The 13,255-nt window shown below is 68.2% G+C and carries 12 protein-coding genes; 4 read left to right on the forward strand and 8 right to left on the reverse strand.

Features of this window, described 5'->3' with window-relative positions; all coding sequences use genetic code 11:
- Nucleotides 1–74 precede the first annotated feature (74 nt).
- On the reverse strand, nt 75–995 hold the full coding sequence (locus tag ACX1D0_RS06080; RefSeq protein ID WP_459019984.1) for a carbohydrate kinase family protein: 921 nt from the start codon (nt 993–995) through the stop codon (nt 75–77).
- A gap of 47 nt (nt 996–1,042) precedes the next feature.
- Nucleotides 1,043–1,939, reverse strand: a complete 897-nt coding sequence (locus ACX1D0_RS06085; RefSeq protein ID WP_459019985.1) for a DUF4192 family protein — start codon at nt 1,937–1,939, stop codon at nt 1,043–1,045.
- A gap of 83 nt (nt 1,940–2,022) precedes the next feature.
- On the opposite strand from ACX1D0_RS06085, the gene ACX1D0_RS06090 reads away from it, so the two are divergent.
- Nucleotides 2,023–2,661 (forward strand): hypothetical protein, encoded by a 639-nt coding sequence (locus tag ACX1D0_RS06090; RefSeq protein ID WP_459019986.1) that lies wholly within the window; start codon nt 2,023–2,025, stop codon nt 2,659–2,661.
- Here ACX1D0_RS06090 and ACX1D0_RS06095 read toward each other — a convergent pair.
- The 6 genes from ACX1D0_RS06095 to ACX1D0_RS06120 all read right to left on the reverse strand — a co-directional run bounded on the left by ACX1D0_RS06095 (nt 2,658) and on the right by ACX1D0_RS06120 (nt 8,668).
- Nucleotides 2,658–3,521: a DMT family protein gene (locus tag ACX1D0_RS06095; protein WP_459019987.1), complete on the reverse strand. Its 864-nt coding sequence runs from the start codon at nt 3,519–3,521 to the stop codon at nt 2,658–2,660. The two genes, ACX1D0_RS06090 and ACX1D0_RS06095, sit on opposite strands and share 4 nt — an antisense overlap.
- A 145-nt stretch (nt 3,522–3,666) precedes the next feature.
- The gene (locus tag ACX1D0_RS06100) at nt 3,667–4,830 is read right to left on the reverse strand and encodes a L,D-transpeptidase family protein (RefSeq protein WP_459019988.1); all 1,164 of its coding nucleotides are present in this window, start codon (nt 4,828–4,830) and stop codon (nt 3,667–3,669) included.
- Between the two features lie 162 nt (nt 4,831–4,992).
- Nucleotides 4,993–5,691, reverse strand: coding sequence for a M48 family metallopeptidase (locus ACX1D0_RS06105; RefSeq protein ID WP_459019989.1), 699 nt, complete (start codon nt 5,689–5,691; stop codon nt 4,993–4,995).
- 30 nt (nt 5,692–5,721) lie between these two features.
- Nucleotides 5,722–6,741, reverse strand: coding sequence for a LacI family DNA-binding transcriptional regulator (locus ACX1D0_RS06110; protein WP_459019990.1), 1,020 nt, complete (start codon nt 6,739–6,741; stop codon nt 5,722–5,724).
- A complete protein-coding gene (locus ACX1D0_RS06115) occupies nt 6,738–7,487 on the reverse strand; it encodes an ATP-binding cassette domain-containing protein (protein ID WP_459019991.1) in 750 nt (249 codons plus the stop codon). The genes ACX1D0_RS06110 and ACX1D0_RS06115 overlap by 4 nt, the downstream gene beginning before the upstream one ends.
- 5 nt (nt 7,488–7,492) lie before the next feature.
- The gene (locus ACX1D0_RS06120; RefSeq protein WP_459019992.1) at nt 7,493–8,668 is read right to left on the reverse strand and encodes an ROK family transcriptional regulator; all 1,176 of its coding nucleotides are present in this window, start codon (nt 8,666–8,668) and stop codon (nt 7,493–7,495) included.
- Between the two features lie 259 nt (nt 8,669–8,927).
- Here ACX1D0_RS06120 and mmsA point away from each other — a divergent pair, with 259 nt between their 5' ends.
- From mmsA to ACX1D0_RS06135, 3 genes are all read left to right on the forward strand, one after another.
- A complete protein-coding gene (gene mmsA / locus ACX1D0_RS06125) occupies nt 8,928–10,487 on the forward strand; it encodes a multiple monosaccharide ABC transporter ATP-binding protein (protein ID WP_459019993.1) in 1,560 nt (519 codons plus the stop codon).
- A 21-nt stretch (nt 10,488–10,508) separates the two neighbouring features.
- Complete coding sequence (locus tag ACX1D0_RS06130) at nt 10,509–11,816, forward strand: sugar ABC transporter permease (RefSeq protein ID WP_459019994.1); 1,308 nt, start codon at nt 10,509–10,511, stop codon at nt 11,814–11,816.
- 132 nt (nt 11,817–11,948) lie between these two features.
- Nucleotides 11,949–13,064: a substrate-binding domain-containing protein gene (locus ACX1D0_RS06135; RefSeq protein WP_459019995.1), complete on the forward strand. Its 1,116-nt coding sequence runs from the start codon at nt 11,949–11,951 to the stop codon at nt 13,062–13,064.
- Nucleotides 13,065–13,255 lie beyond the last annotated feature (191 nt).

Consider the following 13,255-nt stretch of genomic DNA (forward strand, 5'->3'; position numbering starts at 1 on the left):
TGCGTTCGGGCATCAACGCGCCTGGCGACGCGGTTGCTCAATATACCCGGCCGACCTCCGGTGCCGGCACCAGCTCAGGCCAGGAGCGCGTCCACCTCAGCAGCCGTGGGCGGCTGCGCACCCTTGCGCGTGCATACGATGGCGGCCGCCGCCGCGCCGTGCGCCAGCGCCCCCTCCACGTCTCCGGGATCCTGGGCATAGGCGGACAGGAAGCCGGCCATGAACGTGTCACCGGCCCCCACCGTGTCAACAACGTCCACGGGCCGTCCGGGAGTGCGGACGCGACTTCCGTCCGGCTTGACCGCCACCACGCCGTCAGCGCCGAGCGTGACGATGAACATGGACAACCCGTATTCGCCGACCCAGCCCTCCGCGTAGCCGAGGGGGTCGGAATCGTCGTCCACGAGCCAGGCGATGTCCTCATCCGAGGCCTTGGCGATGCCACCGTGCTTCCCGACGGCGGTCAGGAGGTCAGCGATGAGGCCGAAGTACTCCGCCCGGTCCGGCAGCGTGGAGGGCCGGACGTTGAGGTCGAAGCTGACCGCCGCGTCCGTGTTCCGGATGAAGTCCAGGATGTGTTTGGCACCGGGGCCGATCACTGCGCCGATGGAGCCGAAATGCAGCCAGTCCGCTCCGTCGAGGGGCGGCAGTTCGCCTGACTGCCAGTTGAACGCCGACGTGCCCGCGAAGTGGAAGTGGTAGCTGGCATGCCCCGCCTCGTCGAGCGAGACCACCGCCAGCGAGGTGGGGTCAGCAGTGGACACGGCGAGACTGAGATCCACACCGGCGCCGTCGAGGTGGCTGCGCAGCTGCCTGCCGAAGGCATCCGTGCTGAGGCGCCCGAGGAAACGTGTGTCCTGACCGAGTTTGGACAGCGCCGTCGCAGTATTGAAGGGGCCACCCCCTGAGCGCGCGATCCAGCGACTCTCGGCAGGGGAAATCATCTCCTCCGGCATGAGATCGATCAGGGCCTCACCACACACGACGAAACGCATGGCTGCACCCTACGGCACACCCACCCCTCCGGGAGCCTGGAGGTGCCTCAATGGTGCCAGCGCCTCGGCGGGACGCCCTCGCGGTGGAGGCGGTTGAGGAGTCCGCCCACTGTGTGCTGGGGATTGCTGCGTGCCAACTGCTCCATGCAGGAGCTCTGGGCGGCACCCTGACCGTTCAACCACGATGCCATCCCCAGCAGCGCCACGACGTTGTCCTCAGACGCCGCCGGGGCGACCGTCCGGGCGGCCAGCAGGTTCAGCCACATCACCTCCGCCGTCAGGATGCTGAGCCTGCTCAGGACCGCCGCGACGCGGTCCTCGTCCTCCAGCAGCACGGCCAGCGTGCACGCCTCCGTGGGACTGAGGGGCTCGTCGGATTCCACCAGCTCGGCCAGGAGGTCCATCGCGTCCGCCGGGGAGAGCGACATCACCAGGGCCTCCGCGGAGGCCACCTCGTCAGCGGGGAGAGGTTCGTGGCGCTCGACGGGCGCCACGGCCTCCTCCCTGTCCGCACAGATCCTCACTCCCTCGTAGACTGCCTGGGCCTCCAGCGCGCTGGTGCTGCACTCGATCTCCTGCGGCTCGAGGTCCGAGGTGAAGAGCCACGTCGTGCGGCCATCGGTGACCATCGCCTCGAGGACCCGCTGCTCACCCACCACCGCGACCAGTTCGGCGACGGCCAGGCTGGCCGCGTCCGGGTCTCCGTAACCGATCACGACGAAGCGGCATTCAGGCACATGCGCCGAGGCGTTGATGATCTGATCCGCCACCTGATCGAAGTGGTGGACGAACCAGTCCAGGTCCAGGCGTGCGCAGAAGGACACCGTCCTGCCGCTCAGCCCCATGACAACGCAGGAGTCTGAGGGGTGGAAGCCAAGCATGACGGCTGGCATGGCGAGAAGATCGGCACGCGTGGTGCCACGGAGTACTGGTGTGCTGCTCATGGCCCACTCTTAGGCAGTCAGTGCCCCATCAACCACTCGGGTTGCGCGGTGTGGACAACCCGCGTGGGTAGGCTGGCAGCACTATGACCAACCAGCAGTGGCCGCCCCCGGGCGGACCGGACAACTCGCCCTGGTCCCATCAGGATCCCGGCTACCGTCCCGCCCAGTTCCACGACGTTCAGGGCAGGGACCCGCGTCAGCCGTTCGGCCATGCGCCGGTGCCACCGCCGGATCCTGGGCTCATGCGCCCGCCCCGGCCGCCGCGAACCACACTGTGGATCGTTCTGGGGGCAGTGGCCCTGATCGCAGCCCTCATCCTGGGGATGCAGTTCCTCGGCGGCGCCGCTGAGGAGTCCACGAGCCCCGCGCCGACCGTCGCGGCAGGGGAGCCCTCGCAGAGCCGTTCGGGAAACTCCATTCCCTTCGAAGGCAATGGCGACGGCATCTTCGAGATCGTGCGCCACCAGTGGACCGACGACGGGCTGCGGCTTCGCATCCGGGTGGAGATCGAGGAGGGCGAGTACATGTTCGGCCTTTTCGCGTTCAACAACGAGTCGCGGGAGGCCTACGACCCCATGGACCCGTATCCCTTCAGCGTACGTGCGGGGCTGCCGTACGAGGCGGACGTGTTCTTCCCGATGCCCAACTCTGATTCGACGATCGTGCTGGCCACACCGTCAGGGCGGGTAGCGCTCAACGCGCTGCCCGTCGAGGGAAGCTAGCTCATGGGCGGTGCCGAGGCGGGCTCGTTCTCGCTGGCCTCGGCCAGCTTGCGCCGCTCCTCCACCGCATCCGGGTGGTCCTTCGAGAGGAGGAGCACGCCGTAGACGGCCAACGCCCCGGTCACGAGCATGCCCAAGGCAGGTCCCGGACCCATCCCGATGCCCTCCCCCAGGACGATGAGGCCGAAGAGGACCGCCACGAACGGGTCCACCGTCGTCATGGTTCCGACGGTGATCTCCGCAGGCCCAGAGGCATAGCCCTGTTGGATCATCCATACGCCCAGGCCGTAGCAGGCGAGCATCATGGCCACCGTCGCCACCACCTGGAAGCCCGCGAAGGACTCTCCGTGCTTCAGCACCAGGTCCATGGCCGCCTTCATGAAACCGGAGGCCAACCCGTAGAACGTGGCACCCACCGAGGACCACATCATGGCTTTCGCCCAAGGGGCAGCCTTCGTGGCGAGGTAGGACAGGACTGCGCAGATGACGCAGACCACGAGGAACGCGAAGAGCATCGGCAGGAATTCGACCTGCTTCTCACCAGTGGCGAACAGCGACGAGAACACCGTGAACCCCACCACGCCGGCAACCGTGACGGCTACCGCGACCCACATCTTCCGCGTCAGCGCGTGCTTGTGGATCCGCGAGGCGAGCAGCACCGACCAGGGCACGGCCAGAATCCCGACGGGCTGGACGACGGCGACCGGCGCGAAGGACAGCGCGACGAGGTGGATGCTCGCGCCGGCGAACACGAAGACCAGGCCGAGCAGCCACTTGGGAATCCTGAACAGCCGTAGCAGGCCGGCGAAGGTGAGGGTGTTCGACGATGCCGTCGCCGTCGGGTCAAAGGTTGACTTCACGCCCAGGCTCTGCAGCACCGCCCCACTTGCGAACAGGAAGGATGACACTACCTGCATCCCGATGGCGAGCCAGATCACGCGCGCTGCCTTTCAGTCGACCGTTCCCGGCAGCCTACATGGCCCGTGGGCCGCCCCCGGTACGACGTCAGGAGTACACGACCACCTTGTCGCCGACCTTCGCGGCGTCGAAGAGGGCCGCGACCGCGCCCTTGTCCCGGACGTTCACGCACCCGTGGGACGCGCCGTTGTACCCGTTCCTGGCGAAGTCCGCAGAGTAGTGGACCGCCTGACCGCCGCTGAAGAACAGGGCATAGGGCATCGGGGTGTCATACAGGCTCGAGACATGGTCCCGGGACTTCCAGTACACGGAGAACACGCCGTTGCGGGTCGGCGTCAGCTCCGAACCGAACCGGACGTCCATCGCCATCCGGATCTCGCCGTCGATCACCCAGGCGAGCCTGCGTTGCCCCTTGGAGATGCAGATCACCCTGCCCGTAAGGCAGCGGTCGTCCAAGGCCATGGATGGTGGCGCCTTGGTGGGCATCACGTTGTTGAGCTCATCAGTGGTGGGGGTGCGGGTCATGCCGCGCAGCCTGTCCTTCGTGCGCTGATCCACCTCGCCGGTCACCGGGATCTCGCGCTTGGCCTGGAATCCCCTGACCGACTCGGCCGTCCTGGAGCCGTACACGCCGTCGATCTTGGCGTCGTACCAGCCGATCTGCTTCAGCCTTGCCTGAAGGTCCTTGACCGCCTCACCCTTGCTCCCCTCTGCCAACAACGCCGGACCGGGGCGGAGCACGTTGTACATCTCGTCACGCGTCGGTGGGCGGGTCATGCCGTGCAGCACGTCCAGGGTGGCCTGGTCGACCTCCCCGGTGGTGGGCAGGCCGCGCTTGGTCTGGAATCCCTCGACCGCCAACTCCGTGGCGTCGGCGTAGACCCCCGAGATCTTCCCGCTGAACCATTCGAGCTGCAGCAGGCGGTGCTGGAGATCGCGCACCGCGTCGCCCTCGTCCCCGGCCTTCAGGAGCGCAGGCACCGCCACCGGTGAGGGGGACGGGGTGGGGGTGGGCGTCGGGGATGGTGTGACCGACGGCTCAGGCACGACTGACGGCGAAACCGGCGCAGAGGGCTTGGCAGGCGTTGAGGGAGGCAAGGGCCGCACCGTCGGCTCCGGCGCTGCGGTGCTCGGCGCGCCCACCGTGGGTACCGGGCGTGGGGTCGCCTCCGGGGCGCACGCGCCGAGCAGCAGGGCCGCCGAGGCCAGGATGGCCACGCCGATACGACGGACGCCGAGGGGGAAGGTCACGGAGGTCCTTTCGTGGGAACGATGGACGTTGTCCCCCGCATCATAAGGGCGTCGATGGGGCGTTCCGGTGACGACACGTCCGGGGGCGTTTCGGCTCATGGCACTTCCTCTCGGCCTCTCACCTTGAAGACGCCTCAGCGGCCCCAGGGGTTGCATCCGGATTCAGGCCCGTCCGCGGAGGCTCTTTCTCCGCTCGCGCCAGTCCGGGAGCAGGGAATCCATCCAGGACACGAATCGCGGCCCGTGACCGCGTTCGTGCAGATGGACGAGCTCGTGCACCAGCACGTACTCGAGCGCCGAGGGGTGATGCTCCGCGAGGGCGATGTTGAACGTGACGGCTGCGGTCGTCGTGTTGCACGTGCCCCAGCGCGTGGTCATGCGCCGCAACCGGATGGATCCGGCCCGCCTGCCGACGCGTGGCTCCCATCGGGCCCGGAGAGCCGGCAGTGCCACGTCGAGCTGGCGTCGGTAGAGGGCCTCCAGCGCTCGCCGGAGCCCATCCTCATCCGGACCCGAGAGAACAATGGTCCGGCCCTCGACGACGGCGGAAGCGCGCGCCGCCGCCTCCGTGCGCAGCTCGTACCAGAGCCCCCACAGCCGCGCGCGCCCACCGTCGACCAGAGGCTCGCGCGGCGGCGTGGCCATGCGGACCCGAGTCTGCGCCACCGCGATCCACTCGCTGTGACCCGCGACGAACTCGCGCACGGCCGACTCCGGGACACCAACGGGTACGGACACCGCCACCCTGCCGTCAGGCGGCAGAACTCTCACCCGCAGGTTCCTGATGGCCTTGTACGTCACCTCCGCCTCGATGCCCGCCACGCGCAGCAGTGCCGACGGCTTGGACGATCCTCTGGGCATGGGCGCCATGATACGACCGGCTCCGGACAGTCAGGGCGAGGGGATCTCGCCGGAGCCGCGACAGACCAGCCTCGTCGGGACCACGATCTCGCGCGCAGCCGAGGTGTCGCCGTCCATGCGCGCGAAGATGAGCTCGGCCGCCTCCCGACCGATACGGCGCGGATCCTGAGCCACCACCGTGACCGGTGGGGTGAGGTGCTCCGCCATCGGGATGTCGTCGAAGCCCACCACGGCGAGCCGGTGCTCGACGCCCGCCTGACGCAACGCCGTGATGGCGCCGATGGTGATCAGGTTCTGGGCCGAGAACAGCGCCGACGGCGGGGTGGAGGAGGCGACCAGAGCCGCGACCGCAGCGGCCGCCCTGCCCTCGTCGCTCAGGCCGGTGACCACGAGGCCCGGGTGGAGGTCCAGGCCGAGCTCACGGCACTCGTCCAGGTAACCACGGCGCCGCTCGCGGGCGGTGAAGATCTGTTCGTCGTCGCCGAGGAACGCGATGCGACGGTGTCCGTGCCCGGCCAGATGGGCCACCGCCAGCCGTGCCCCGGCATAGTTGTCGGACAGGACGGTGTCGCCGATGACGCCGGAGGGCCGCCGGTCCACGAACACTATGGGGGTGCCCCGCTCGATCTCGCGCGCGAGGTAGGTGTGGTCGTGCCCGACGGTGGTGAGGATCAGGCCGTCGACCCGCCTGCGCAGGAACGCCTCGATGGACTCCCGCTCCCTGGCGGGGTCGTCGTCGAGGCTGGAGGCGAACACCGCGACGTGGTGAGGGCGCGCCACATCCTCCACTGCCCGGTGCACCGACGCGGAGAACGGGTTGGCCACATTGCCCACGAGGAGGCCGAGGGTGTTGGTGCGGCCCCGACGGCGCAGGTTCCCAGCGTGGAGATCGGGCTGGTAGTGCAACGCGGTGATGGCCGCACGAACCCGCTCCCGGGTCTCGGCTGCCACCTTCGGGTCTCCGTTGATGACGCGCGACACGGTGGTGACGGCGACACCGGCGCGGGCCGCGACGTCCTTCATCGTGGAGCGCGGGACGGGCGCGGTCACTGCGCCACCCGCCGCGTCGCACCCGTGATGGCTGAGAGAACCTCCTCGTAGCTGGCCGTCGCGGCGTCGAATGATCCGTTGTTGCGGCCGTGCCGGAGCACCTCGATGCGATCCGCCACCGCACGGACGTCGTTCAGGTTATGGCTGATCAGGATGACGCCCAGCCCCATGTCCCTCAGCCGCTCCACGTAGCTCAGCACCTCAGCGGTCTGGCCCACCGAGAGCGAAGCCGTCGGCTCGTCCAGCACCACAAGCCGCGGCTGACGCACCAGCGTCCTGGCGATCGCGACGCACTGGCGCTGCCCCGCCGACAGGTGGACGAGCGGAGCCCTCAGATCGGGGATCCGTGCGTTGAGCTGGTCCAGGTAGGACCTCGCGAGGTCGTCCATGCGGTCCAGATCCAGCAGCCCCGAGGAGCTGAGCTCCCGTCCCAGGAAGATGTTCGACGTCACGTCCAGGTTCTCCGCCAGGGCGAACTCCTGGAACACCGACGCGATGCCCATCGCGAAGGCCGCTTGGGCCGACGCGATGGTGACGGGCCTGGAGTCCAGAAGCACCTGCCCCGAGTCGGGTTGGTACACCCCCGAGATAATCCGCGCGACCGTCGACTTGCCCGCGGCATTGTCTCCCACGAGTGCCACGACCTCGCCAGAGCTGAGCTCCAGGTCCACGTCAACCAGCGCCTGGACGCCACCGAAGTGCTTGCTGACGGCCGAGAGCCGGAGCAGCGGCGCGCGAGCTTCCATGGCGATCATCCTTCCATCGATCCGGCGGGCGAGGCGTTGATCAGGTCGTGAATCGCCACCAGCGCCCCGCGTGCGCAGCCGTCGACAGGGAACGCCGGGTCCGCGAGGAGCTCGTCGACGGAGGGCAGGAGGGGGCGGCCACGGACGGCGTCACGCAGCGGAACGACGAACGGCTCCCCCACCGTCGCGAGGTCCCCACCCCACGTGATCCGCTCAGGAGCGATGACGGTGGCGAGGTCCGCCAGCGCCGTGCCGATGAGACTCCCAGCGTCGGCCACCACCTGCCTGCATCCCGGGTCGCCGTCGCGGACCGCCTTCACGATGGCGCGCAGGTCCATGGCCCCGTGACTGAGCCGGACCAGCTCGGCCAACGCCTCACCCGAGACGACGGTGTTGAGGCATCCGCGGGCGCCGCAGCGGCAGATCTGCCCGGCCGGGTCGACGCGGACGTGCCCGAGGGCGCCTGCACCGCCCCGAAACCCCTGATGGACCACACCGCCGAGGAGGAAGCTCGACTCCGTGGTGTGGGAGGCGTGCACGTACAGCGCAGACTGGACCCCCCTCAGCGCTCCCAGGCGGGACTCGGCAAGCGCCCCCGCGTCCGCCTCCTTGACCACCAGCACGGGGCGCTGGATCCGCGCGGACAGCAGCCGGTCGACGTCGAGCTCCTCCCATCCGGGTAGCTGGAATGCCCCGGCGCGGCCACCACGACCCACGCTCGAGGGCAGGGCGAGTCCCAGGCCTCCGATGTGGTCCATGGAGGCGCCCACCTCGTCGGCGAGGTCCGCCACCAGCATGGCGGCCCGGTCCAGCGTCGTGTCCGAGCGGTGGTCCATCGGCAGCGGCAACCGCTTGGATGCGAGCACCTCCAGCGTCGCGTCGGCGATGACGAGGACCAGCGACCGACGGTCGATGTGCATTCCCACCGCGAGCGCAGATGAGGGCTTGAGCGCGACAAGCTGGGCACGGCGGCCGGAGCGGGTGGTGGCGCTGGTGACGACGACATCCTGCTCGAGGAGCTGTTTGACGATGTTGGACACCGTGGCCGGCGACAGCCCGGTCGCGCTGGCCAGTTCTACCTGCGTGATGCGTCCGTACGCCTTCACTGCTTCAACGATGCGCGCACTGTTCGCCTCGCGCAGTGAGGGCTGCGAGCCCGGCGCGCCAACGACCCTGTTCACGCTTGAAGGCTAGCAGGAGGTGCGCGGGGAGCATCAACGTTGTCTTCAGTTCGCGAAGTCACTGTGGCGGGTAACGCCCTTCGGGGCCACATTGCATAGCCCCTAGTCAGGCCGAGTGGTATCGATTGCATGATAACAATCCGATAACGCTTGAGTTTAAGAATTGACGCCAATGGCCGAAGCCGCTTACCTTCTACACATCGGGGGCAGCGACGGCGAATGTCGCACGCCAGCGGAGTCGAAGGAGACACGGGAACGTATGGACGACGGTCACGTCTTGCTCGCGATGCGCAGCATCACCAAGGAATTTCCAGGGGTCAAAGCCCTGGACGGTGTCACGATCAACGTGCGCCGAGGCGACATCCACGCCATCTGCGGGGAGAACGGGGCGGGCAAGTCCACGCTCATGAAGGTCCTGTCGGGGGTCTACCCGCACGGCACGTACAGCGGCGAGATCGTCTACGAGGGCGAGGCGATGAGCTTCGGCGGCATCAAGGCGTCCGAGGAGCGCGGCATCGTGATCATCCACCAGGAGTTGGCCCTGATCCCGGAGCTGTCGGTCACGGAGAACCTCTTCCTCGGATCGGAAGTGACCTCCGGGCTCCTCATCGACTGGCAGTCGGCACGCCTCAAGGCGCTGGACCTCCTGGCGCGAGTCGGGCTGGACATCGACCCCGACACCCCGATCAAGACGCTCGGCGTGGGCCAGCAGCAGTTGATCGAGATCGCCAAGGCGCTGGCCAAGAACGTCAAGCTCCTCATCCTCGACGAGCCCACCTCGGCCCTCAACGAGGACGACTCCCGCAACCTGCTCGACCTCATGCGCGGCCTCAAGGCACGCGGCATCACGCAGATCATGATCTCCCACAAGCTCAACGAGATCGCCGCCATCTCCGACGCCGTGACGGTCATCCGCGACGGGCGCACCGTCGAGACCTATGACGTCGTGGCCGGTCAGGTCGACGAGGACCGCATCATCCGCGCCATGGTGGGTCGCTCCATCGAGAACCGCTACCCCACCCGCGCCCCGCACATCGGCGACGTGCTCTTCGACATCCGCGGATGGAACGTGGAGCACCCCTCCATCCCGGGACGCCTCATCGTCAAGGATGCGCAATTCGACGTCCGCGCCGGTGAGGTCGTCGGCTTCGCCGGTTTGATGGGAGCCGGTCGCACGGAGCTCGCGCGGTCGATCTTCGGCCGCTCCTACGGGCGCTGGCTCTCGGGCGAGATGCACCTGGGCGGCAAGCGGATCGAGACGCCCACCGTCGCCCGGGCGATCGAGCAGGGCATCGCGTACGTCACGGAGGACCGCAAGACGCTCGGCCTCAACCTCATCGACGACATCAAGAGCACCATCGTCTCGGCCAATCTCAAGGACGTCGTGACGCGCTTCCTGCTGAGCCTGCGCAAGGAGGCGGCGGTGGCGGAGAAGTACCGCACGGACCTGCGGATCAAGGCGCCGAGCGTCGACGTCGGTGTGGCCACCCTGTCGGGAGGCAACCAGCAGAAGGTGGTGCTCGCCAAGTGGATGTACCCCGAGCCTCAGCTACTGATCCTGGATGAGCCCACCCGCGGCATCGACGTCGGAGCCAAGTACGAGATCTACAAGCTCATCCACGCGCTCGCCGACTCCGGCAAGGGCGTGGTCGTGATCTCCTCCGAACTGCCCGAGCTCCTGGGCATCTGCGACCGCATCTACACCATCTGCGAGGGCCGCATCACCGGCGAACTGGCCGCGGCCGACGCCGACCAGGAAACCCTCATGCGACGAATGACCACCACCAGCACCACCTCAGCCGCAGCGCTGCCGGCCTGACCCGAAACGGACGAGAAAACTATGAAGGCTTTGAAGCAAGTTCTCGGAGGAAACCTCCAGCAGTACACGATGGCCCTTGCGCTGGTGCTCCTCGCGGTCGTCTTCGACGTGGCCTCCGGTGGCCGGATGCTCACCTCGTCGAACTTCCAGAACCTCATCTCGGGCAATGCCTACGTGCTGATCCTGGCGATCGGCATGGTGATGGTCATCGTGATCGGGCAGATCGACCTCTCGGTCGGTTCGGTGGCCGGCTTCGTCGGCATGACGACGGCGCTGACCACGGCGACCTACGGCTTCCCGTGGTGGGCCGGCATCCTGGCCGGTCTGCTGGCCGGCGCCCTCATCGGCGCCTGGCACGGGTTCTGGCTGGCCAAGGTGGGCATCCCCGGCTTCATCACCACGCTCGCGGGCATGATGATCTTCCGAGGCCTGGTGATCTGGATGTCGCAGTCCATCTCCGTGCCCGTGCCCACCGAGTACAAGTTCTTCGGCGCCGGCTACCTGCCCGAGTGGGGTCCTTCGTTCACAGGCCTCAACAACTCGACGCTGCTGCTCGGTATCCTCGCCGCGGCCTGGATCATCTGGAGCGAGTTCCGGCGCCGCTCCCACGCCCTGGAGCGCGGGGTCGAGGCCCCCATGTGGGCCACACTGGTGCGCATCGCCCTGATCGTCGCGGTCATCGGCTACGTCACCTGGCTGTTCGGCAGCGGCCGCCCCGGCACGTCGTTCCCCATCCCGGGCGTGATCCTGGTGATCCTCGTCATCGTGTACCACGTGCTCACCCAGCGCACCCGTTTCGGCCGCCACATCTATGCCGTCGGTGGCAACAAGGCGGCGGCGGCCCTGTCGGGCGTCAACACCGCAAAGACCTACTTCCTGGTCATGCTCAACATGAGCTTCCTTGCGGCCATCGCCGGCATCCTGTTCGTCGGACGGGCCACCGCCGCCGGCCCCTCGGACGGCACGATGTGGGAGCTGGACGCCATCGCTGCCGTGTTCATCGGCGGCGCGGCGGTCTCCGGCGGCATCGGCACCGTCGTCGGGTCGATGATCGGCGGGCTCGTGATGGCCGTGCTGAACAGTGGCCTCATGCTGATGGGCGTGGGCGCGGACCAGACGCAGGTGATCAAGGGCCTCGTCCTCCTGGCCGCCGTCGCCTTCGACGTCTACAACAAGCAGCAGGGACGTCCATCCATGATCGGCAGCTTCATGCGGTCCTTCCGCAGCGAGCCCGCCGTCGCCGCACCCCCCTCCCCCGCACCCGAGGTCCCCGTGGAGGAGGGTCCGGTGGTGGACGCCGCCGACACGATGCCCACGCAGGCCAGATAACCGCTTCACCCCCTCAGGGTGGTGCCGATTGGCACCGACCCCTCACCCAGTGCGCCCTGCGCATGTCACCCGGGCACAGACGCCCGTCCCCGAACCGGATCGGCCGGTCGGGAACTTCCGAAAGGTACTGCAATGAAAACGAAGGCAGCTGGCCTACTCACGGGCCTCCTCGTCACCTCGCTGGCGCTGACCGCCTGCGGTGGCGGACGCGAGGGAACCACGACCACCGATCCCACCTCCTCCACCTCCTCCAGCGCCGCCGCGGCTGAGGGTTTCGCCGCCGACGCCACGATCGGCGTGGCCCTGCCCTGGCTCGGCACGCAGAACTGGAAGGAGGCCGAGGTGATGTTCGCCGAGCAGCTCGAGGCCGCCGGCTTCGCCTCGCTGATCCAGGCCGCCGACAACAAGGTGCCGCAGCAGCAGCAGCAGATCGAGGCCATGATCGAGCAGGGCGCCGAGGTCATCGTCGTCGGCCCCGTCGACGGCACGCAGCTGGGCTCCGTCCTGGAGAAGGCGCACGACGCGGGCATCGAGGTGATCGGCTACGACCGTCTCATCGAGAACACCACCGCCATCGACGGCGTGGTCCAGTTCGGATCGATCCGCACCGGCGAGCTGCAGGGCCAGTCCCTCCTCGATGGCCTCGAGGCGACGGGCCCCGGCCCGTACAACATCGAGCTCTTCGGTGGCGGCCCGGCCGACCCCAACGCGCCGAACTTCTTCACCGGCGCCATGAGCGTCCTGCAGCCGAAGATCGACGACGGCACCCTCGTCGTGGTGTCCGGCCAGCAGGAGTTCACGCAGGTGGCCACCCCCGACTGGGACAACGCCAAGGCGCAGGCGCGCATGGACTCCCTCCTGTCCGGAAACTACTCGGACAAGACCATCGACGGCGTGCTCTCCCCCAACGACGGCATCGCCCGCGCCATCCTGACCTCCGTGAAGCAGGCCGGGATGGACCTGCCCGTCGTGACCGGCCTTGACGCCGAGAACGAGTCGATCATCTCCATCGCCGCCGGCGAGCAGTACTCGACCGTCGCCAAGCCGACCGACGCGCTCGTCGCGAAGACCGTCGAGCTGATCAAGTTGCTGCAGACCGGTGAGGGCCTCCCCGCCACCGACGACACCGCCAACAACGGCAAGGTGGACGTCAACATCTACCAGCTCGACCCTGTGGTCGTGACCCAGGCCAACGCCGCCGAGGTGTTCGCCAACGATCCCGACCGCCTGGCGCTGCTCGAGGGCTGATCCTGAGCACGCACGAGGGGGGCGGGTCCGCGAGGGCCGCCCCCCTCGTGCGTGCTCGCCGGTTCGTCGCGCTCTCCGGTCGGAATGGAGTTGAGCCGGACACGGCTCTCGCGGAGCCGCGACGAGCCTGGATCCAGTGTCAACCTCGTTCCTGCGGGATTTGAACGAGCAAACCCTCGCCAGACCCGGTT

The sequence above is a fragment of the Tessaracoccus pujii genome (genome assembly GCF_054483895.1).